Source organism: Sphingobium sp. SG1 (assembly GCF_057063145.1).
This window is the reverse complement of the sequence record NZ_JBVVOJ010000002.1, coordinates 181,337-202,100: the sequence shown is the minus strand read 5'-3', so window position 1 is coordinate 202,100 and position 20,764 is coordinate 181,337. Positions and strand designations below refer to the sequence as shown.

The following is a 20,764-nucleotide window of genomic DNA, read 5'->3' as shown; positions in this document are numbered from 1 at the left end:
TGGCACCGGGCGGAGCCGGTTGCAAGGGGATCACGCGCCGAACAGCCGGCCGAGCGCCTTGTCGAGCATCACCATTTGCCAGAGCAGCCGGCCGTGGTCGGCCACGCCGGCCTTGTGGTCGGCCGCGACCTTGGCCAGGATCTTCGTGTCGAACCAGCCAGTGCGGGCCAGCGCAGAGCCGCCCGCGACGGCAGTCGCCTCGCCCGCCAGCGCGCCGCGGAACCAGGCGCTGATCGGCGTCACGAAGCCCATTTTCGGGCGATAGAGAATATCCTGTGGCAGGAACGGCTCCATCGCCTTCTTCATGAGGTACTTGCCGCTATTGCCGCGAATACGCTGGGTGACCGGCAGACGCGCGGCAAATTCGACCAGCCGATGGTCGAGCAGCGGCTCGCGCGCCTCCAGGCTGACGGCCATGCTCATCCGGTCGCTCTTGGTCAGGATGTCGCCGGGCAGCCAGATGCGGATATCGGCATATTGGGCGCGGTCGAGCGGGTCGCGCGCCGGGGCATTGGCCATCGCCTTGATATAGCGGTCCTCGGCGCGATAGGCGCCCAGCCGGCTTTTCATGTCCTGGCTGAAGAGGCGCTGGCGCAGCGCATGGGGCGTGACCCCGACCGAGGCGGCATAGGCCTCTCCGCCGTCGCCGGCCAGTTCGAGGAAGGTCGATTTGGCGCGCAGCAGGCGCGGCGCCCAGTCGGCCTTGGGATAATAGCGGCCAAGCGTACCGAACAAGGGTTCGCGCACCGAAGCGGGGATCAGGCCACGCAGCCTTTCCCCCTGCATCTGGAAACGGTGGCGGCGATAGCCGGCGAACGCCTCGTCCGCGCCGTCGCCGGACAGAGCCACCGTCACCTGTTCGCGCGCCAGTTCGCACACCCGATAGGTCGGCAGCGCGGAGGCATCGGCAAAGGGTTCGTCGAAATGGAAGGCCAGCGTGTCGGCCAACCCATAATCATCGGGTGATACGATGCGCGTGCGGTGATCAGTGGCGAAGCGCCGCGCGATCCGGTCGGCATAGGCCGTTTCGTCGAGGCTGGCGACGTCGAAGCCGATGGTGCAGGTCTTGACCGCCTGGTTCGACGCCTCCGCCATCAGCGCGACCACGCTGCTGCTGTCGACGCCGCCGGAGAGGAAGGCGCCGAGCGGCACGTCGGACACCATGCGCGAGCGCACCGCCTGACGCATCAGCGCGACCAGTTCCTCCTCCAGCGCCTCGGGCCTGGCCTTGCTGCGATCGGCAAAGCTGATGTCCCAATAGCGTTGCGGATGGGGCAGCGAACGGCCGCGCACCAGCCGCAGCGTCTCGCCCGCGCCCAGCTTGCGCACGCCCGCGACCATGCAGGCATCGTCAGGGACATAGCCATAGGCGAGATAATCCTCGACCGCGCTCAGGTCCGGCGCGCGGCGGAGCAGCGGATGGGCAAGCAGGCTCTTCAGTTCCGATCCGAAGATCAGGCTGCCATCCGACAGCAGGGCATAATGGAGCGGCTTCACCCCCAGCCGGTCGCGCGCCAGCCAGAGCGACTGCGCGCGCGCGTCGAACAGGGCGAAGGCGAACATGCCGTTGAAGCGGCTGACGCATTCCTCGCCCCACTGGCGATAGCCGTGCAGGATGACTTCGGTATCGCTGTCGGTGCGGAAGACATGGCCCTTTGCCTCCAGTTCGGCGCGGACCTCGGCGAAATTGTAGATTTCGCCGTTGAAGGTGACGACCAGGCTTTCATCCTCGGTCAGCATCGGCTGGGCGCCACCGCCAAGGTCGATGATCGACAGGCGCAGATGGCCGAGCCCCACGCCCGGCGCGGTCCAGATGCCGCTGCCGTCCGGGCCGCGATGCGGCATCACGTCCAGCATGGCGCGCACCCGCGCAGGATCGACCGGCTTGGCCGTTTCGAGATGGAAGATGCCCGCAATTCCGCACATTGTTACGGTCCTAGCCTATGCCCGCGCTGCGGTCAGCCAATTCCTTCACATTGCCCAGATCGTGCAGGAAGGCGGCGATCGCCGCATCGGAGGGATGGCCGGGATGTTCTTCGGCGGAAACGAGGATCGCGACCGAGCGCGGATCGCGGCCCAGCAGGCGAGCGAGCATGGTCTGGATCTTCACCTCCGGCTTGCTGCCGGTCGGTGCGCCCTGCCCCACCACATAGAAGCTGACGACATGACGGACCAGCGGGCCGGGGCCGGTGATCTGCTCGCCGCGTGCGTCGGCGGGGGCCGGTGCGGGCGAGGACCAGGTCCATTCCTTGTCGGGGTCGACCGCGCCCTGGCCGAAACCGACCAGTTCGCGCTTGTCCTCCTGCCGGTCAAAGGCGGCGACGACGAGGTCCACGACCTGTCCCTGCGCATTGGCATAGCGGCCAGAGATGAAATGATCGGCGCCATCGAAGCGCGGTTTCCAGGGATAGGTCTGGGCGGCACTGGTGCGGGTCCAGCCCGGCACCGCCGGCAGATCGATGCGCGATGGCAGCGGACGGGCAGTGGCGGCGGTGGCCGCCAGCCAGAGCGGCGCGGCAACGATGATGCCGAGCGCGATGGCCGCCATCATGCCGGCCGGCGCCTGCCGCCGGATGGGGCGCTGCAGCGGCGCGGGATCGAACCAGGGGTCGCCGGGCTTGCGATCGAAGAAGGGCCAGGCGGTCGCCATCACGATGATCATGATGATCGCGAAGAAGACCCAGCCATAGACGACATGGTCGAAGCCAACGGCGGCATCGACCGTGGTCAGATGGGCGACCAATATGGTGGCGAAGGCGCGCACGCCATTGGCCAGCACCGACAAGGTGAGCGCCCCGGCCATGAACAGGATGCGGCGCGGCCAGCTCTGGAAGCAGACATTGCAGACCAGCGCGCCATAGGCGGTCATGGCGATCAGGAACTTGGCGCCCGAACAGGCCTCCGCCACCTCGAAATAGCCGGTCGGGGTGGTGATGAAGATGCCTTCCATATGGGCGGGCACGCCGGCCAGCGTCAGGAACATCATCGACAGGTGCGCCGTCACCAACTGAAGATGCGGCACGATCTCCTCGCCGAAGGGGACCATGAAGAAGGCGTAGAAGAGCGGGAAGAGCAAGGCGCGCGCCACCATCGGCCCGAGCAGCGCGATCACCGCGCCCTGGAGCATCAGGACCAGCGCGCCATGGCGGACCATCGCGACGCCGGCCGCCGCGCCGAGCAGCCAGGCGAAGGCACCAAGGCCCAGCCAGATCAGGCCCGGCGGCCAGGCGACCGGCTCCAGCTGGCGCAAGCCGGGCAGACGCTGCTGCACCAGCCAGGCGATGAGGATCGGGATGAAGAGGCAATGGCCGAAGGTGGAGGCGTTCCACCAGATCGAGACCATCGAATAGAGATCGTCGAAGAACAGCGTCAGGATGGCCGCGGCCACCACGCCCAGCGCGGTCAGATGGCCACGCCAGCCGGCAAGGCCGATGCGCGGCATGTCGGCAAGGGAACGGGCGCGATCAGTCATGCTGCCTGCGGATCGGCCTTGCCCGGCGCGCCGAGCAGCAGGTCGGGCAGACCGCCCAGCGTCGCCGACCAGCGATAGCGATCCTCGACGCGGCGGCGGGCGGCGAGGCCAAGCTGCGTTCCTCGCGCCGGATCGGCGAGCAGCCACAGGACCGCCTGGGCTTCGGCCGTCGGGTCATCCGCGACCAGTAAATCGCGGGCATCAACCGCATCAATGCCTTCGGCCGCCTGCGACGAGGCAACGACCGGGCGGGCCATCGCCATCGCTTCGAGCACCTTGTTCTGGATGCCGCGCGCGATGCGTAGCGGCGCCACCACCAGATCGGCGGCGGCCAGCCAGCCGCGCACGTCGGGCACGCCGCCGGTCACGATGACGCCCGGCAGATCGGCAAGCGCCTGCACCGGCTTCGACGGATTGCGGCCGACAATGGCGAAGCGCGCGTCCGGGCGCGCGGACTGGATGGCGGGCAGCGTCTGGCGCGCGAAACTCTCGACCGCCTCGACATTGGGGCGATAATCCATCTGACCGGTGAAGACGATCAGCGGCCCTGCCCCTTTCTCCACCGCCGGGAAATCGGCAGCCGGATCGAAATAGTCGAGCGCCACGCCATTTTCGAGCGCGACGATCCGGTCGGCGCCAAGGCCGCAGGCATCGCGAAACAAGGCCGCTTCGGCCTCGCTGACGAAGCTGCAGATATCGGCGCGGGTCGCGACCTGCCGCTCGAAATCGAGCAGCACTCGGCCCTCGCGCCGGTTGATCCAGCCCATCGGGCCGGAACCCTGCGCGCCATAGGCGGCATATTTGGCCGAATCGAAATCGACGAAATCCATCAGGAACCGCACCCCCGCCGGCAGCATGGGCACGAAATGCGCCATCTGCGCCGAATAGGCAATGACGGCGCGGATCGGCCGTTCCGCCATGACCTGCGCGACCCAGCGATGCAGGCCCGGATGATCGAACAGCGACACCAGCAGCGACTGGCCGCGCGCCAGGCCGGTGAAGCCGGCGACGATGCGCGAACGGTCGCGCATCAGCACGCACTGGCTGGCCGTCAGTTGCGCCATGTCCGGGGCAAAACCCATGTCGCGATCATCATCGGCAAAGCAGCCGACATGGACCGGCGCCATCTGCGCCAGCCGCTGAAGCAGATGATAGGACCGGATCTTGTCGCCCCGGTCGGGCGGGAACGGGATGCGATGGCAGAGGAAAAGAAGCTCGCCCGTCATCCAAGGCCCCGCGCGATATGCGGACCGATGAGGTTGGCGACGGGCAGCGGCAGCTTCTTCCACAATTCCACCTTGCGCCGATATTGCGGCGAGAGCGGGTTGACGTCACGCGTCTCCTTGCCCGGCGCGGTGCGCAGATGATAGCCGAGCGGATCGCCCTCGAAACCCCAGGTCTTCTTCCAGGCCGCGGGGCCGGTGCCGACTTTCGACCGGCCGAAGTCGAAATGGGTGAGGCCGCGCTCGCGAGCCTGGCGCATCAGGGTGAAATAAAGGACTTCGTTGGAGCGCATCGCCCGTGCCTCCAACCCGGCGCCATGCCAATAGGGCATGCAGGCGCCGCCATGATAGAGGCTGATAACCGCCGACAGGGGCTTGCCGTCCTTCGATACCATGGCGATGTCCGCATCCGCCCCGAACCGGTCGAGGATGGCATCGAACAGCGCGCGCGGAAAGACCGGCGTGCCGAGGTTATGGACGCTCTGGCAGTAGAGGCGATAATGGATGTCGCGCAGCCGCTGGTCGTGCCCGGTCTCGAACTGGAGGTCGTTGCCGAGGCCCTTGCGGATTTCCGCGCGGTGGCGCTTGGGGATCGCCTTCAGTTCCGCCTCGTCATCGGCGGCAAGCGCGCGGGAGAAACCGAGATAGGCGTCGGCCTTGTTCTGCCATGAGGCGCCGCCGGGCGCTTCACCGCCGCGCAGTTCCAGCGTGTCACAACCCAGTCTTTCCGCCTGATACCAGGCGGCATCGGCCAGCTTGGCGATCGCCTTGCGATGGGTTGCGAGGATGCCGCCATCGACCGCGAAGCCGCTGCCGACCAGCGCCTTGCCGAACAGCGCCGAACGGATATGGGTGAGCGGCAGCACGCCGTTGATCTCGCCCGAGGGCGTGCGGGCGACCAGCATGATCGCCTTCTGGCCGGTGCCGGCCTCCACACCCATGATCCAGGCCGGTCGATGAAAGGGCGTCGAGCCCGGCTGGGCGCAGACCCAGGCATCGATTTCCGCCACGACAGCCGGATCGGACAGGCGCGCCTCTCCGACGATGACGCTCAGATCGACAATCGCATTCATCTGGTCATTCCCTCAGTACCCTGGCACCGACATAGGCCCAAAGGGCTGAATATATGGTAATCAGCCAAGACCCCGACTGATCATCGGCCCCAGCAGATTGGCGACCGGCAGCGGCAATTTCTTCCACAGTTCGATCCGCCGCTGGTATTTTGCACTGGTCGGGCTGACGTCGCGCAACTGGCCGGTGGGCGACCAGTCATAATAGACGAGCGGCTGCGAATCGAAGCCGAAGCTCTTCTTCCACGCGGCCTGCCCGCTGCCGACCTTGGACCGGCCAAAGTCGAACCGGCCCGCACCGCGGGCGCGGCCATGGGCCATCAGGCGGTAATACATGAGTTCGTTGGAGCGCAGCCGGCGGGCATCGGCGCCGCCCCCACCCCAGAAGGGCATGACCCGGTCGCCATGATAGAGGGTCAGCACGGCCGAGACCGGGCGATCGCCATCGCGCACGATGCTGATGTCGGCGTCCGCGCCAAAGGCGGCGATCACCTCGCGGAAGAGGCGCGCGGGGAAGACCGGGGTGCCGAGGTTGCGGACGCATTCGGCATAGATGCGATAATGGTCGCGCAGATGCGCCGGGGATCGGCCATGATCGACGCTAAGCGCCGGATTGGCGAGCGCCTTGCGCAGTTCGGCACGATGCTTGCGCGGGATGGCGAGCAGTTCGGCCTCGTCATCGGTAGCGAGCGGGCGGACGAAGGCGACATGCTCGCCCTCGCAGACACGCCACCCCTCCCCCGGTGCGACACCGCCGCGCAGTTCGACCGGCACATCGCCGCGCGCCCGCGCCTCATTCCGGGCGGCAGCAGCCAGGGCGGCGATCACGGCTGGATCATCAGCCAATATGCCACCATCGACGGCAAAGGCGGCGGATACCAGCGCCTGGCCGAACAGGCGGCTGCGCACATGCTGGAGCGGCAGCAGGCCGCAAATCTGGCCCGATGGCGCGACCGCCGCGAGCATCAGCGCCCGGTTCGCGGTCGCCCGCTCGATCGCGATCAGCCAAGCCGGGCGATGAAAGGGCGTGCTGGCGCAATTGGCCAGCACATAGGCATCGGCCGCCTGCGCCTGCGCCGGATCGGCAAGGTCCAGCGTGGTGATCGCCAGATCGGCCCGATTGCCCGCGATCATGCGGCGCGCGCCGCTTCCTGCGCGACCAGCGCATCGACGCGGGTCCAGGCGAAATCCTGGGTCAGGCGGCGCAGCTTGGCGGCCATGACGGACAGATTGGTATAGTGGCGCACCCGCGAGCGCAGCGGCGCGCCCGCGACGCGCGGCTGATCCGGGTCGATTTCCCAGGGGTGGAAATAGATGATGGCGGGCCGCTGCGCCTGCCCGTTCACCTGGCGGATCGCCCAGCGCGAAAAGCCATAGGGCAGCAGGCGGAAAAAACCCCCGCCCCCGGCCGCCAGCGTGCGCTGGCCAAGCTTTGCCGTGGTGACGGGCAGTTCGAGCAGCTCCGATCCGGCCACCGGCTTCCAGGCAAAGCGGGGCGAATCGGGCCAGCCATAATGGTCATGCCGGATCGGCGCGACGCTGCTGGAATAGGCATAGCCTTCCTCCGCCAGGATCGGATGCGCCCAGGGCGTGCGCGGATCGATCGAGAAGCTGGGCGCGCGATAGCCCGACACCTTCTGCCCGCTCGCATCCTCCAGGATCGCGCGGGATTTGCGCAGGTCGGCGCGGAACTGTTCGGGGGTGAAGGTGAAGACGCGGGCATGGTCATAGCCATGGCTGGCGACTTCATGCCCGGCTTCGGCAATGCGGCGCATCAGCGCGGGATAGCGTTCGGCGACCCAGCCCAGCGTGAAGAAGGTCGCGGTGACGCCGGCCTGCGCGAACAGGTCCAGCACCGCATCGGTGTTGCGTTCGACGCGATGCGTCAGCCCCTCCCAGTCGGAACGGTCGATCGTCCGCTCGAAGGCGCCGACCTGGAACCAGTCCTCGACATCGACGGACAGGGCATTGTGCATCATGATCTTGTCTCGGTGTTGCCGCGCGGGCGCGATCAGGCGGCGTTACGCTCCGGATCGGCGGCGCGTTCGTCGCGCTCGACCCAGTCGACCAGCAGGGTCAGCACGCGACGCAGCGCCGCATCCTGTTCCTCGACGCGGAATTCGAGGCCCGACAGGCGCTCCTCGATCAGGGAGAAACAGCCCTTGAGCGCTTCGGGATCGACCGTTGGCGCGGCGTAGGAGGCATGGTTCTGCATTGCGCGCAGGGCGGCGATCTCGGCACGCAGCGCCTCAATCTCCTCATGCACGGCGGGCGACACGAGATCGGGCTGCGCCGGCGCCTGCCAAGCGACCGCCTGCGGCGCGGGGGCAGCGGCGACCGGTTCGGCCGGTGCGATCGGCTCCGGCGCGGTTTCGCCGGCGGTATCCAGCACGGACGGCGCGATCGGTTCGGCGCTGACATCCTCGTCCACGCCCATATCCTCGATCACTGCCTGGACCGCCTGACCATCAATCTCGGTCAATTGCTCCAGCGCGCCCAGCAGCAGCACGCGGCTGACCAGCGCGTTGATGCGGCGCGGCACGCCGCCGGTGGCGGCATAGATGGCGTCGAGCGCATCGTCGGTGAAATAGGGATTGCCGGTCCAGCCGACCAAGGTCAGGCGATGGCTGATATAGGGTTCGACCTCCTGCGGCAGCATCGGGTCGAGATGATGGGTCGCGATCACGCGCTGGCGCAGTTGCTCCAGTTCGGGCGAGCGGACAAGGTCACGAAATTCGGGCTGGCCGAGCAGGAAAATCTGCAGCAGCGACTGGCCGCCCAACTGGAAGTTGGACAGCATGCGCAGTTCCTCGATCGCCGAGACCGGCAGGTTCTGCGCCTCGTCCACGATCAGCAGCGAGCGGCGGCCGGCACGGGCCTGCCCCTGCAAATAGGCCTCGATCTGGCGCAATATCTGCGCCTTGGCGACGCCGTCGGTGGCCAAGCCGAAGCTCTGCGCGGCAAGGCGCAGCATGTCGTCGCCCTCGACCTGGGTCGACACGATCTTGGTCGCGGTCAGGCGCGCCGGGTCGATCGTGCTCATCAGATGGCCGACCAGCGTCGTCTTGCCGGCGCCGATGTCGCCGGTGATGACGATGAAGCCCTCGCCCTGCGCCAGGCCATAGCCCAGATAGGACAGCGCTTTGCGATGCGTCGTGCTCTCGAAATAGAAATGCGGGTCCGGCGTCAGCTGGAACGGGCGTCCCTGCAATCCATAGAACTGATCGTACATCTGTCGTCTCCATCCGGCCGACCGGCGTCGTACAGACGCCGTTATAGCCCGAATTTCCTTAAAAGCTGTAACGCAGGCCGACCTGGCCCATCGCGTTGATCAGCGTGTCAAAATCATCCGCCTTCGCCGCATCGACGCCGAGCGAAGCCGATGCCGTAAGTTTCCTGGTCAAGCCCCTGAAATAGCTTGTGAAGGCACCATAGTTCAAGACGTCCGCGCGCGCGCCGCTGGCATCGAAATAATTGATGTAGACCGCCGTATCCAGGGAATCGCGGTCGTTGAACGCGTAGGTGACGGTGCCATTGCCATACCAATTCTGGTCGCGGGTGCCGCTGATCAGCACGCTCTGGGTGGTCGGCGTGATGAATTTGCGGTTGGAATAGCCGCCGCCCAGGCCAAAGCCCCAGGGGCCGCGCCGGGTGGAATATTGGCCGGCGACGCCGCGGTAGCGGAAATTGGCGCCGGTGATGCCGGCGAGCGCATCGTTGAAGCATTCGCCACCGCCGGTCGGCGAGAAGGCGCAGCCGGTGAGATCGCCGGTGAAGGGATTGCGCGGCACGATCAGGTTGGTGCCGGTAAAGGCCGCAGCGTCCGCGGTGATCATCCGGCCGAAGCTTTCAATGCCGTCGAACACGGCGATGCCGATGCTGCTGTTGCGCCCCTGCCAGGTGAACTGGCCCTGATAGGACATGCCGCCATAGCGTTCGCCCACCGTTGCCTTCAAGGAGGTACGGCGATTGGGCCGCCACAGCACGCCCACATCCCAGATCAGGTCGCCGAAATCATAATAAAGTTCGCGCGGCGAACTCTTGTCGGTGACATAGCGGCCGTTGCGGATGATCGGCACGCCATCCTCGTCCAGCAAGGGCGCGCGCTGGCTGATCTCGATATCCTCATAGCCGATGCCGCCGAGCAGCGCGACCGTGGGCGAAACCGGCATGATCGCATCGACCCGGCCCCAGACATCCTCGAACCGCTGGTCGAGCTGGCTGGCATCCTCGCGGCTGTAGCCGGCACTGGCGGTCAGGCCGACCGGCAATATTGTGCCCGGCGCGAAGCCGACGGAGCCATTCAGGTCATGCGACCAACTTTGCGCGAAGGAGCCATTGGCGATCGCGGCGCCGGGGACATTCACATCAACATCATCATCGACGCGGGCATAGCCCAGCCGATAGGAAGCCTTGATGTCGAGATCGCCGACCTTCGTGGCGTAACTGGGCCCGATATAGCCGCCCCAGATCTGGCTGGTAAAACGGTTGTCGATCGCCGCAGCGCCCGAATAACCGTCGGTCCGCACGCGCGAGGCGATGCCGCCGGCCTGCAGGGTGAGTTCGGGGGTCAGCTTGTAGCCGGCATTCGCGATCCCACTCAGCACGTCGGAATCGGTCGCGTGGCCCCAGCCGAAACTGTGCATATACTGGACGTCCGCCGCGGCATTGAGCCGGCGGGTCTGGACTTCCACCGTCACGCCGGCGGTGAGATTGGTATAGGTCACGACGTCGCCGTCGCCCTTGAGCGGCACCATCACCACCTGATCGATGCCCAGATAAGGCGTGACATCGACCTTCTTGGTCGACACGGGCGTGCCTTGCGCCAGCGCCGGGGCGCTGACACTGGCAAGCACCAGCAGCGAGGTGCCGGCGATCAGAGCGCGCGCAATCATCCCGCCTCGCCCTTGCCATAATAGGAACCGAAGCGGCGAGCGCCGCCGGTGTAGCGAACGGCGTTGAGCAGCAACTGGACCTGCGCCCCGCCCTTGAGCAGCGCGGCCGCCTCCCGCAGCGCGCTTTCCGATGTCTTGTCGGCGCGCACCACCAGCAGCGCGACCGCGACATGGCTGGCCAGCACGGCGGCGGGCGAGGCCGCGAGCAAGGGCGGCGAATCGAACACGATGATGCGATCGGGCCGCCCCTCGGTCAGCCGTTGCAGCAGCATCTCGGTGCGCGCCGAGGCGAGATATTCGGTGTCAGCATGGCTGCGCTGCCCCGCCGGCAGGACCGACAGCGAGGGAATGTCGGTGCGCAGCACGCAATCCTCGATCGCGACCAGCGGATCGGCGAGCGCATCCATCAGCCCCGGCCCAGCCTGCAGGCCCAGCGTTTCGGGGATGCCCGGATTGCCGAAATCGGCATCGACCAGCAAAATCTCGCGATCCTGTTCGGCCGCCAAGCTGAGCGCCAGGTTGATCGCGCAGAAGGTCTTCCCCTCGCCGCTATGGGGCGAACAGAGGAGGATGCGGTTGCCGCGCGGATTGTCCTGAAGATGGGTCAGCAGCCCGCGCTTGAGCAGGCGGAACTCCTCGCTCATCGCGGTGACCGGCGCGCCGGGCACCAGGAAACCGGCTTCGGTCAGTCGGTCGCGATCGACCGGCTGGGCCGGACTGGTCCAGGCCTGGGCACGGAAGATCGGCGCTTCGTCGGACATGACCGGGGCCGGAGCCGGCGCCGGCGGCGCGGGATCGAACATGGGCGGCGGTGGCGGCGCATCGGCCGGCACGTCGACCGCCGGGGCCGCACGACCACGCAGGGCCGCCTGGAAATCGAAAATCTCGGTGGCGCGTTCGATCAGCGAGCCGCGGCCCTTGATGGGGCTATGCTGGTTCATGGGATCAGGCTCCTTCACGCCGTACCGCGCTGAATGAATTCGACGACGATCAACAACAGACACAGGGCAGCCAGGCCGCCGCTGGCGCCCGCAAACCATTTCATCCGCTGCTTGTCGAGAGCGACCTGGGCCGTGCTGGCGACCTGGGTGATCGACCCGGCGACCGGAATGCCCACGGCCCGTTCCAGACGGGCGGCCGTCGGGAAGGTGCCCTTGAGCTGGCCGATCGCGAAAGCGACGCCAATGCCTGCCCCGATGCCGAGGATCAGCACGCCCAGCAGCAGCAGCGGCCGGTTGGGTGCGGCCGGCGCCGTCGGCAGGCTGGCGGGCTGAAGCACGCTGAACTGCACCGCGCCGGTTTCGGTCTTCACGTCGCCACGCAGGCGGATTTCCTCGCGGTCAGCGAGCAGCTTGTCATATTGGGTCTGAAGCGCGGCATAATCGCGATCCAGCTTTTCCTGTTCGGACGCCACGCCCGGCTCATCGATCTGATGCGCGGTCATGGTGTTGAGATCGGCCTGAAGCTGCGCCTTGCGGGTCGACAGCGCCTGCACGGTGGCGGCCCGTTCGGCCTGCATCGACTTGATCGACAGATAGGCGGGATTGGGCGTGCCGGCAGCGGCCGCGCCACTGGCGCCGCCCTGGCGACGCAGATTATCGACCTGCCGCTGGGCGGCGATCACGTCGGGATGGCTGGCGGTCCAGCCGCGTGCGCGCATGCCGGCGAGTTCGGCCTGGGCCTGGGCCAGCGGGGATGCACCGCCACCGACCGCCACGCCCGGCAGGGTCGCCGGGGTGCCGGCGAGCTGGCCGTTCATTGCGCTCAGCGCGCTCTGCGCCTGCACCAGCTGGGCATCGATATTGTTGATCTCCAGACGGGCCGCATCCATGCGCTGGCTGATCGTGCCGGCGCCCGGCAGCACGCCGGCATAGCGCTGGGCAAATTCGACGCGCCGCTTGTCCGCGGCCTCAAGCTGCTTGCCGCGACCGGCGATCTGCTGGTCGAGGAAGGCCAGGCTCTGGCGGGTTTCGGTGCGGCCGCCGGTCAGATTTTCTTCCTGGAAGATGTCGATCAGCTTCTGCACCACCTGCTGGGCGATGCGGGCATTGGCGCCATCCGACAGGCCGCTGTCGGCCGAGGTCGCGCTGATGTCGATCATGCTGGGGTCCGCCTGGGCCAGCACGGTGATATGCTCACGCAAGGTGGTGATCTTGCCCGCCACGTCGCGCGGCCCGGAAATGGTCTGGGCGAGATCCGTGCCGCGCACGACCTTTTCCAGATTTTCCGCGCTCAGCAGCGTCTGGCGCACCCGGTCCAGATCCTGCTGGGACTGGACCTGGGTGATGCCGATCTTGTCCTCCAGCAGCGACTGGGTGTTCACATAGACCCGCGCCTTGGATTCATAGCCATTGGGGATGAGCGATACGCCCAGCCAGCCCAGCATGCACACGCCCCAGGCCACGGCCAGCGCGATCCAGCGCCGGCTCCATATGCCGTGGAGGAGGACCAGCAGCTCGTCGTACAGACCCGCCATGATCAGAACATGCTTTCCGGAATGATGATGACGTCGCCAGGCGCCAGCATGACATTGGCCTTGGTGTCGCCCTTCTTGAGCAGGTCGCCGATGCGGACCTGATATTCCTTCTGCTTGCCGCTCGCCTTGTCGAAGCGGACCAGCCGGGCGCGATTGCCGGACGCATATTCGCTGAGGCCACCGACCGAGATCATGGCGTCAAGCAGCGTCATGTTCGCGCGATAGGGGATGGAAGCCGGCTTTTCGGTCGCGCCGACGATCCGCACCTGCTGGCTGTAGGTGCCGGAGAAATTGTCGACTATCACCGATACCAGCGGATTTTCGATATATTGGCTCAGCGCCAGCTTGATATCGTCCGACAGCATCTTGGGCGTCTTGCCGACGGCCGGCATGTCGGTGATCAGCGGCGTGGTGATGCGGCCATCGGGACGCACCTGCACCTTGGCTCCCAGTTCCGGGTTGCGCCAGACAAAGATGGTCAGGTTATCGAGCGGGCCGATGATATATTCCTCGCCCGGCCCTTCCTGGGTCGCGACGAAGGATGCGGGGGGAAGCTGCGGCGCGGAGCCGGTCGAAGCGCAGCCCGACAGAGCCACCGCAGGCAGCGATGCACCGATCAGGAGCCTGGAAATCCGCTGGAAACGCATAAAATTCACCCCTTCATACCATCATAGCCGACGCGCGACCGGAAAAAATGATCGCGTGCAGGCCCATGGCTTCATCCTCGTCATGCCGGAAAAGGGTAAAGATAGGGTTAGGCCTGCTGTCGGACATGGATTAGCCAAGTAATAGTTCACGAGGACTTGGGTGGCCAAGAAAGGCCGCGGGACTTGCCGACGCACCATAGGCACCGGCAAGGAAGATCGCGATGAAATCGCCGACATCGACTGGCGGCAGCGCCACCTTTTCGCCCAGCCGGTCGATCGGCGTGCAAAGGCAGCCCACGACATTGACCGGCTGGGTGGTCGGCTCGCGCCCGAAGCGGTTGGCCACCGCAATCGGATAGTTGCGCCGCACGACCGTGCCGAAATTGCCGCTGGCCGCCAGTTGATGATGCAGGCCGCCATCCACGACGACAAAGGTTTCACCCTGGCTCTGCTTCACATCGACCACACGGGTCAGATAGATGCCAGCCTCGCCGACCAGCCAGCGGCCCAGTTCGATCGCGAATTCGCTATCCTTCAATATGTCGGGCAGCGCCTTGAGCGCAGTGTCGAGCGCGACGCCGATCGGCCGGATATCCAGCCGCTCGTCACCGGGAAAATAAGGGATGCCGAAACCGCCGCCCAGATTGACCAGAGGCGGCGCGGCACCGACGGCATCGGACAGGCGCGCGGCAAGGTCGATGGTCGCCGCCTGGGTTTCGATGATCGCCATCGGATCGAGCGCCTGGCTGCCGGCGAAGATGTGCCAGCCGCGCCAGTCCGCGCCGCCATCGATCATCGCACGCGCCAGTGCGGCCGCGCGATCGGCATCGACGCCGAAGGGCTTGGCGCCGCCGCCCATGCGCATGCCGGACCCTTTGAGATCGAAATCCGGGTTCACCCGCACGGCGAGGCGCGGCACCTTCCCCAGGCGCTCCGCCACGGTCAGCGCGCGCGCGCCCTCCCCCTCGGACTCCAGATTGATGGTGATGCCGGCATGGATGGCGGCTTCCAGTTCGTCATTGCGCTTGCCCGGCCCGGCAAAGCTGATCCGCGCTGGGTCCATGCCGGCCTCCAGCGCCATCGCCAGTTCGCCGCCCGAGGCGATGTCGAAACCGTCGACCAGCCCCGCCATGCGTGCCAGCAGCGGCGCGTAGGGATTGGCCTTGATCGCATAATGAAGGTCGATCCGCTTGGGGATCGCCTCGCGGAAACGACGCACCTGCGCCTCGATGATCCCCATGTCATAGACAAACAGCGGCGTGTCGCCCGCTTCGTCGACCAGGCTCGCCGCACCGCAGCCGCCGATCAGCAACATGCCTTCTTCCTCGGCGAACCAGGCGGGAATGGGGCCCATGGGCTTCATGACGCATACTCCTTGGCCAGCGCGACTCGATCGATCTTGCCATTGGGGTTACGCGGGAACTGTGCAAGCACTAGCGTCTCGCGCGGCTGCATGAAATTGGGCAGTTCGGCCTTCAGATGGGCGGCAACAGCCGCGGATATATCGGGGTCGGCGGCGCGCAGCAGCAGCAGCACTGCCTGTCCCAGCCGCTCATCCTTGACACCGAGGGCGACAGCCTCCGCCACGCCGGCGACGGCAACGGCCGCCTCCTCGATCTCGGTCGGGCTGATGCGATTGCCGGCCGACTTGATCATCGCGTCGTCGCGGCCGACGAAATAGAGCAGCCCATCCGCGTCGCGGCGGACGGTGTCGCCGGACCATACGGCCGTGCCGCCATGGCGCGAGGCGGATGGCGCCGGCTTGAAGCGCTCGGCGGTGCGCGCCGCATCCTGCCAATAGCCCTGCGCCACCAGCGGGCCGGCATGGACCAGTTCGCCCGGCTCGTCATCCTCGGCCAGCGTGCCGTCGGGGCGGACCACCAATATCTCGGCAAAGGGAATGGCCGCGCCCATCGAATCCGGGTGACTGTCAACCAGCGCGGGCGACAAATAGGTGGAACGAAAGGCTTCGGTCAGGCCATACATGGGATAGAGATCGGCCTGCGGGAACAGCGCACGCAGCCGCGCGACCAGCGGCCGGGTCAGCGCCCCGCCGCTATTGGTCAGGCGCCGGAGCTTGGCTGCGATCTCCGTCGGCCAGTCCAGTTCGGTGAGTTGTACCCAGAGCGGCGGCACCCCGGCCAGGGTGGTGATGTCCCAGCGATCGACCGCCTTCACCACGTCGCGCGGGGTCAGATAATCGAGCGGATAGGCGCAACCGCCCGCATACCAGGTGGAAAGCAGCTGGTTCTGGCCATAGTCGAAGCTGAAGGGCAGCACGCACAGCGTCCGGTCCTCCGGCCCCATCTCCAGATAATGGGCCACCGACACCGCGCCGAGCCAGAGATTGGCGTGGCTGAGCATCACCCCCTTGGGCCGGCCGGTCGATCCGCTGGTATAGAGGATGGCGGCCAGAGCATCGGGCGCGGCATCGGACGGCGGCAGCGCCGCGCCGCCGCTCATCCCCGCGGCCGCATCATCCTCGCGATGAAGATGGCAGTAGGCCGGGACATCAGCTGGTGCCAGCGTCGACAGGCGGCTGGCCGTGCCGATCAGCAGCGCCGCGCCGCTATCGGCCAGGATATGGGCGACCTGCGCATGTTTGAGCAGCGGATTGATGGGGACATGGACAAGCCCCGCGCGCGGCGCGGCGAGCGGCATCAGCGCCGCGACCGGCCCCTTGGCGACCCAGCTCGCCACCCGCGCGCCGGGCGCGAGGCCAAAGCCCGCCAACCATCCGGCGAGACGACCAAGCGCCTGTTCCAGTTCGGCATAATCCTGCGCGCCCGATCGCCCTGCGAGCGCCGGCCGTTCCGGATCGCCACGCAGCAGCAGATGGTCTATCGGCTGCACATCGGCATCGTCGATTGGCGCCTTGGAAGCCAACAGGGGGTCGCTTAACGTCATGTCCAGAATTAGGTCCTAAGGGCAGCTAAGGTGCCGGGAGATAATAGGTTGCTGGTCCCAAGGGAATATCGGACGCTGTCGGAAGTGCGGTCGGCGATCGGCGGCCGGATGGACCGCGCCCATATCGACAGCCTGTTCGACCGGCTGGACTGGTTTGAAACATTGCACCCCCTTTGCCTTGGCGACACCCCGCTCAGGGTGTTCCAACAGACAGAGGACGCCTGCGAGGCCTGGTTGTTCCTTCTCGCGCCCTCGGCTCGTCGCCTAACTGCCCTTGCCAATTGGTATAGTTTCGCCTGGAGCCCCATTTTTCTCGGGGAGCCGGACGCGCGGCAACAGGCCCGGCTGCTGGAAAATATCGCCCGCCATCTGCTGCGCGAACAGGCACAGATCAACCTCTATCCGATCGCCCTGCCCGGCCCACTGATCGGCGCCTTTCGCCGCGCCGGCTGGTTCGCGGTGCAGCGGCCGATGGGCGGCCGATATCTGCTGCATGTCGATGGCCGGGATTTCGCCAGCTATTGGGCGCAGCGCCCCGGCCGGCTGCGCAACCAGGTGCGGCGCAAGGCCCGGCAGGGCCGTTACGACCTCAGCATCCACAACAAGCTGACCGACGCGCTGTGGCAGGATTATGTCGATGTCCAGGCGCATAGCTGGAAGGCACCCGAGCCTGGCCTCAACTTCCTGCGCGTCCTGGCGCAGCGGGAAAGCGATGCCGGCACTTTGCGGCTGGGCTTTGCCCGGTTGGACGGTCGCGCCGTGGCGACCCAATTATGGACGGTGGAACATGGCACGGCGCTGATCCACAAGCTGGCCCATGACAGCGCCCAGGACGAAGGATCGCCCGGCACCTTGCTGAGCCATGCGATGTTCGCCCATGCCATCGACCAGGATCAGGTCGCGACGATCGATTATGGCACCGGTGACAATGACTATAAGCGCGAGTGGATGGACGAGCGCATTCCGCTCCATCAGATCGACCTGTTCAATCCGCGCCGCGCATCCAGCTGGATTCCCGCCGCGCGCACCTGCATTTCCGCGCTTGTCGGATAGGCGGCGAGCCATTAGATAGCCGCCATCATGCGGGCGCAAACCACTCAGCCGGTCGACCGGACAGACGATATCGAAACCCTGGTGCGGGCGCTGCTGCGCGACGTACTCGGCCTGTCGCAGGAACGGGCCGATGCGTTCGAGGCCGACACGCCGCTGTTCGGCGCCCTGCCCGAGCTGGACTCGATGGCTGTTGCCGGCCTGCTCACCGAAATGGAAGATCGCTTCGACATCCTGATCGAGGATGAGGATATCGACGGCGACACGTTCGAGACCTTCGGCACGCTGGTCGCCTTCCTGCGCGCCAAGCTGGGCTGAAAGCCGCCTTTCCCCCAAAAAATTAAGGCTGAGCCGTTCTCGGCCCAGCCCTTTTTCTTACGCGTCGACCAGTTGCTCGAAGTCGGCTTCGGCCAGGAAGCGTTCGACGTCGAGCGCGGCCATGCAGCCCATGCCGGCTGCGGTCACCGCCTGGCGGTAGATCTTGTCGGTGACGTCGCCGGCGGCGAAGACGCCGGGAATGGCGGTGTGGGTCGTGCCCTTCTCCACCACGATATAGCCTTCATCGAGCGGCAGCTTGCCGTCGAACAATTCGGTCGCGGGGTGGTGACCGATCGCGACGAAGCCGCCATCGGTCGGCACGTGCGACTTCTCGCCGGTGACGGTGTCGATCAGATCGACGCCGACCAGACCTTCGGGCGTGCCGCCGCCGACGAACTTGTCGACCGCCTTGTTCCACAGCACCTTGATGTTGGGATGGGCGTGCAGGCGCTGCTGCAGGATCTTTTCCGCGCGCAGCGAGTCGCGGCGGTGGATCAGGGTCACGTCATGACTGTGATTGGTGAGGTAGAGCGCCTCCTCGACCGCGGTGTTGCCGCCGCCGATGACCACGACCTTCTTGCCGCGATAGAAGAAGCCGTCACAGGTGGCGCAGGCGCTGACGCCCTTGCCCTGCAGATGCTCCTCGCCCTCGACGCCCAGCCACTTGGCCTGAGCACCGGTGCAGATGACCAGCGTGTCGGCGACATAGAGGGTGCCGCTGTCGCCCTTCAGCTTGAAGGGGCGTTCGGACAGGTCGACGTCGACAATCTGGTCATACATCATCTGCGCGCCGACATGTTCGGCCTGGGCCTGCATCTGTTCCATCAGCCAGGGGCCCTGGATCACATCCTTGAAGCCCGGATAATTTTCGACGTCGGTGGTGATGGTCAGCTGGCCGCCCGGCTGCATACCCTGCACCACGATCGGCGCCAGACCCGCGCGCGCGCCATAAATGGCGGCGGACAGGCCGGCGGGGCCGGAACCGAGAATGAGCATGCGGGTGGAGTGGGTGGCGGTCATCGATAATTCCAGCTGCGATTCGTGTGGCCGCCAGAGATAGGCCCTGCCAGCCCCCGCGCAAGCAGGAGTTGGGCAGGAGATTTGCTTGGGACGGCCAAAGGTTGAGGCGCAGCATCGCCGAGGCGTTGCACAAGCCGCGTTGCCTTATGATCCACAATATATCACAAATGACGGATCGATAGATAATGGGAGAGACGGAGCATGGCGACATTCGTGCTGGTACATGGCGGGGGACATGGCGGCTGGTGCTATCAGCAGGTCGCCCGGCGGCTGCGCGCGGCGGGGCATGAGGTCCATTGCCCGACGCTGACGGGCCTTGGCGAGCGCGCCCATCTGCTCAACGCCGACATCGATCTCGACACGCATATCCAGGATGTGGTGGCGCTGATGACGTTCGAGGGGCTGGAGGATGTCATCCTGGTCGGGCACAGCTATGGCGGGATGGTGATCACCGGTGTCGCCGATCGTGCGGCCGAGCGCATCCGCGAGCTGGTCTATCTGGACGCCGCCCATCCCAGGGACGGGGAATCGCTGGAAATAGTGGCACCGGCGCAGATGGAGCCGACCCGTGCCATGGGCCGCACCGTCGACGGGATCGAACTGGTGATGTGGCCTTTCCCCGGCATGGCGGGGTTCTTCGGCATCACCGATCCGGCCGATGTCGCCTGGACCGAGGCGCGGCTGACGCCGCATCCGTGGAAATGCTTCGGCCAGCCGCTACGGCTGGAAAATGGCGACGCGGCGTTTCGCCTGCCGCGCACCAATATCAATTGCACCCATGCGCTGCAGAACAGCCCGGACGCGGCACGCGCCCGCCAGCTCGAAGGCCATCGCAATTTCGAGATCGATACCGGCCATGACCTGATGATCACCGAGCCGGAGGCGGTCGCGACCATGTTGATGGAGGTGGCGGGTTAGAGCCTCACCTTACCCTTAGTCGAGGACGTTGGGCAGATCCTCGAACCCCTTGCGCAGGGCGGCGGACCAGCCCTGCGAAATCATGGCGAATTCCTCATTGTCCGCCTCGATCCGGGTGCGGACGCGGAAGTCGAACGTGTCGGTCTCGATCACGGTGAGGTCGAGCGGCATGCCGACCGACAGGTTGGAGCGCAGGGTCGAATCCATCGACACCAGCACCGCCTTGGTCGCATCCTCCAGGCTTGTCTCGCGCTGGATGATGCGGTCGAGGATCGGCTTGCCATATTTATGCTCGCCGATCTGGAAGAAGGGCGTGTCCTCGGTCGCCTCGATGAAATTGCCGGCCGAATAGATGAGATAGAGGCGCGGCTTGCCGCCCTTGCGCTGGCCCGCGATCATGATCGAGGCGCTGGCGGCCGACCCGTCCATCGCAATGCTCTCGCGGTAGCGGCCCTGCATGGTGCGCATCGCATCGCCCACCAGCTGCGCCGCGCGGTGCATCGTGTCGCAATTGAGGATGGTCTCCACCTCGGGATCGCTCTCTGCCTCGCGGATCGCGCGCGACAGCATCGTCTTCACCCCCTGGGTGATCGACAGATTGCCCGAACAGAGCAAGGTGATCGCCCGTTCCCCCTCGACATGATAGGTGAAGCTTTTCCGGAAGCGGGCAATATTGTCCATGCCCGCATTGGTCCGGGTGTCCGACAGCATGACCAGCCCCTGGTCCACGCGTACCGCCACACAATAGGTCATCGCCCCGAAGTCCTG

18 protein-coding genes are annotated in these 20,764 nt (G+C 66.3%); 3 read left to right on the top strand and 15 right to left on the bottom strand.

The features are described 5' to 3' along the window. Positions 1-30: 30 nt before the first annotated feature. The 13 genes from AC0KVN_RS06415 to AC0KVN_RS06355 all read right to left on the bottom strand — a co-directional run bounded on the left by AC0KVN_RS06415 (position 31) and on the right by AC0KVN_RS06355 (position 16,690). Positions 31-1,926 carry an XrtA/PEP-CTERM system amidotransferase gene (locus AC0KVN_RS06415; protein ID WP_435566423.1) on the bottom strand — a complete coding sequence of 632 codons (1,896 nt, stop codon included), beginning with the start codon at positions 1,924-1,926 and terminating at the stop codon, positions 31-33. 10 nt (positions 1,927-1,936) lie between these two features. After that, positions 1,937-3,472, bottom strand: a complete 1,536-nt coding sequence (gene xrtA, locus AC0KVN_RS06410; protein WP_435566422.1) for an exosortase A — start codon at positions 3,470-3,472, stop codon at positions 1,937-1,939. Continuing rightward, entirely contained in the window at positions 3,469-4,698 is a 1,230-nt protein-coding gene (locus AC0KVN_RS06405; RefSeq protein WP_435566421.1) for a TIGR03087 family PEP-CTERM/XrtA system glycosyltransferase, read from the bottom strand. The genes xrtA and AC0KVN_RS06405 overlap by 4 nt, the downstream gene beginning before the upstream one ends. Then, the gene (locus AC0KVN_RS06400) at positions 4,695-5,768 is read right to left on the bottom strand and encodes a FemAB family XrtA/PEP-CTERM system-associated protein (protein ID WP_159366509.1); all 1,074 of its coding nucleotides are present in this window, start codon (positions 5,766-5,768) and stop codon (positions 4,695-4,697) included. Before AC0KVN_RS06400 ends, AC0KVN_RS06405 begins: the two co-directional genes overlap by 4 nt. Positions 5,769-5,828: 60 nt before the next feature. Continuing rightward, on the bottom strand, positions 5,829-6,899 hold the full coding sequence (locus tag AC0KVN_RS06395) for a FemAB family XrtA/PEP-CTERM system-associated protein (protein ID WP_435566420.1): 1,071 nt from the start codon (positions 6,897-6,899) through the stop codon (positions 5,829-5,831). After that, positions 6,896-7,744 (bottom strand): XrtA system polysaccharide deacetylase, encoded by an 849-nt coding sequence (locus tag AC0KVN_RS06390; RefSeq protein ID WP_313333344.1) that lies wholly within the window; start codon positions 7,742-7,744, stop codon positions 6,896-6,898. Before AC0KVN_RS06390 ends, AC0KVN_RS06395 begins: the two co-directional genes overlap by 4 nt. Positions 7,745-7,776: 32 nt before the next feature. Continuing rightward, positions 7,777-8,997: an XrtA/PEP-CTERM system-associated ATPase gene (locus AC0KVN_RS06385; protein ID WP_435566419.1), complete on the bottom strand. Its 1,221-nt coding sequence runs from the start codon at positions 8,995-8,997 to the stop codon at positions 7,777-7,779. 58 nt (positions 8,998-9,055) lie between these two features. Further along, positions 9,056-10,660, bottom strand: coding sequence for a TonB-dependent receptor (locus AC0KVN_RS06380; RefSeq protein WP_159366513.1), 1,605 nt, complete (start codon positions 10,658-10,660; stop codon positions 9,056-9,058). Further along, positions 10,657-11,601, bottom strand: coding sequence for an AAA family ATPase (locus tag AC0KVN_RS06375; RefSeq protein ID WP_097382818.1), 945 nt, complete (start codon positions 11,599-11,601; stop codon positions 10,657-10,659). The genes AC0KVN_RS06380 and AC0KVN_RS06375 overlap by 4 nt, the downstream gene beginning before the upstream one ends. 14 nt (positions 11,602-11,615) lie before the next feature. After that, a complete protein-coding gene (locus tag AC0KVN_RS06370; protein WP_004212152.1) occupies positions 11,616-13,136 on the bottom strand; it encodes an XrtA system polysaccharide chain length determinant in 1,521 nt (506 codons plus the stop codon). 2 nt (positions 13,137-13,138) lie between these two features. Next, entirely contained in the window at positions 13,139-13,783 is a 645-nt protein-coding gene (locus tag AC0KVN_RS06365; protein WP_004212151.1) for an XrtA/PEP-CTERM system exopolysaccharide export protein, read from the bottom strand. A 130-nt stretch (positions 13,784-13,913) separates the two neighbouring features. Then, positions 13,914-15,146: a pyridoxal-dependent decarboxylase, exosortase A system-associated gene (locus tag AC0KVN_RS06360; protein WP_435566418.1), complete on the bottom strand. Its 1,233-nt coding sequence runs from the start codon at positions 15,144-15,146 to the stop codon at positions 13,914-13,916. Further along, a complete protein-coding gene (locus tag AC0KVN_RS06355; protein ID WP_435566417.1) occupies positions 15,143-16,690 on the bottom strand; it encodes an acyl-CoA ligase (AMP-forming), exosortase A system-associated in 1,548 nt (515 codons plus the stop codon). The genes AC0KVN_RS06360 and AC0KVN_RS06355 overlap by 4 nt, the downstream gene beginning before the upstream one ends. 48 nt (positions 16,691-16,738) lie before the next feature. On the opposite strand from AC0KVN_RS06355, the gene AC0KVN_RS06350 reads away from it, so the two are divergent. Together AC0KVN_RS06350 and AC0KVN_RS06345 are read left to right on the top strand one after the other, a co-directional pair. Beyond that, positions 16,739-17,743 (top strand): GNAT family N-acetyltransferase, encoded by a 1,005-nt coding sequence (locus AC0KVN_RS06350; protein WP_483656028.1) that lies wholly within the window; start codon positions 16,739-16,741, stop codon positions 17,741-17,743. 27 nt (positions 17,744-17,770) lie between these two features. Continuing rightward, on the top strand, positions 17,771-18,058 hold the full coding sequence (locus AC0KVN_RS06345; RefSeq protein ID WP_435566416.1) for an acyl carrier protein: 288 nt from the start codon (positions 17,771-17,773) through the stop codon (positions 18,056-18,058). A 57-nt stretch (positions 18,059-18,115) separates the two neighbouring features. Here the strand turns inward: AC0KVN_RS06345 and trxB are convergent, their stop codons facing one another. Then, positions 18,116-19,078, bottom strand: a complete 963-nt coding sequence (gene trxB, locus AC0KVN_RS06340) for a thioredoxin-disulfide reductase (RefSeq protein ID WP_026108917.1) — start codon at positions 19,076-19,078, stop codon at positions 18,116-18,118. Between the two features lie 201 nt (positions 19,079-19,279). Between trxB and AC0KVN_RS06335 the strand changes: the two genes are divergently transcribed. Next, on the top strand, positions 19,280-19,996 hold the full coding sequence (locus AC0KVN_RS06335) for an alpha/beta hydrolase (RefSeq protein ID WP_313229175.1): 717 nt from the start codon (positions 19,280-19,282) through the stop codon (positions 19,994-19,996). 15 nt (positions 19,997-20,011) lie between these two features. On the opposite strand, the gene AC0KVN_RS06330 is transcribed toward AC0KVN_RS06335, so the two are convergent. Next, entirely contained in the window at positions 20,012-20,749 is a 738-nt protein-coding gene (locus tag AC0KVN_RS06330; protein WP_004212142.1) for a proteasome-type protease, read from the bottom strand. Positions 20,750-20,764: the final 15 nt, after the last annotated feature.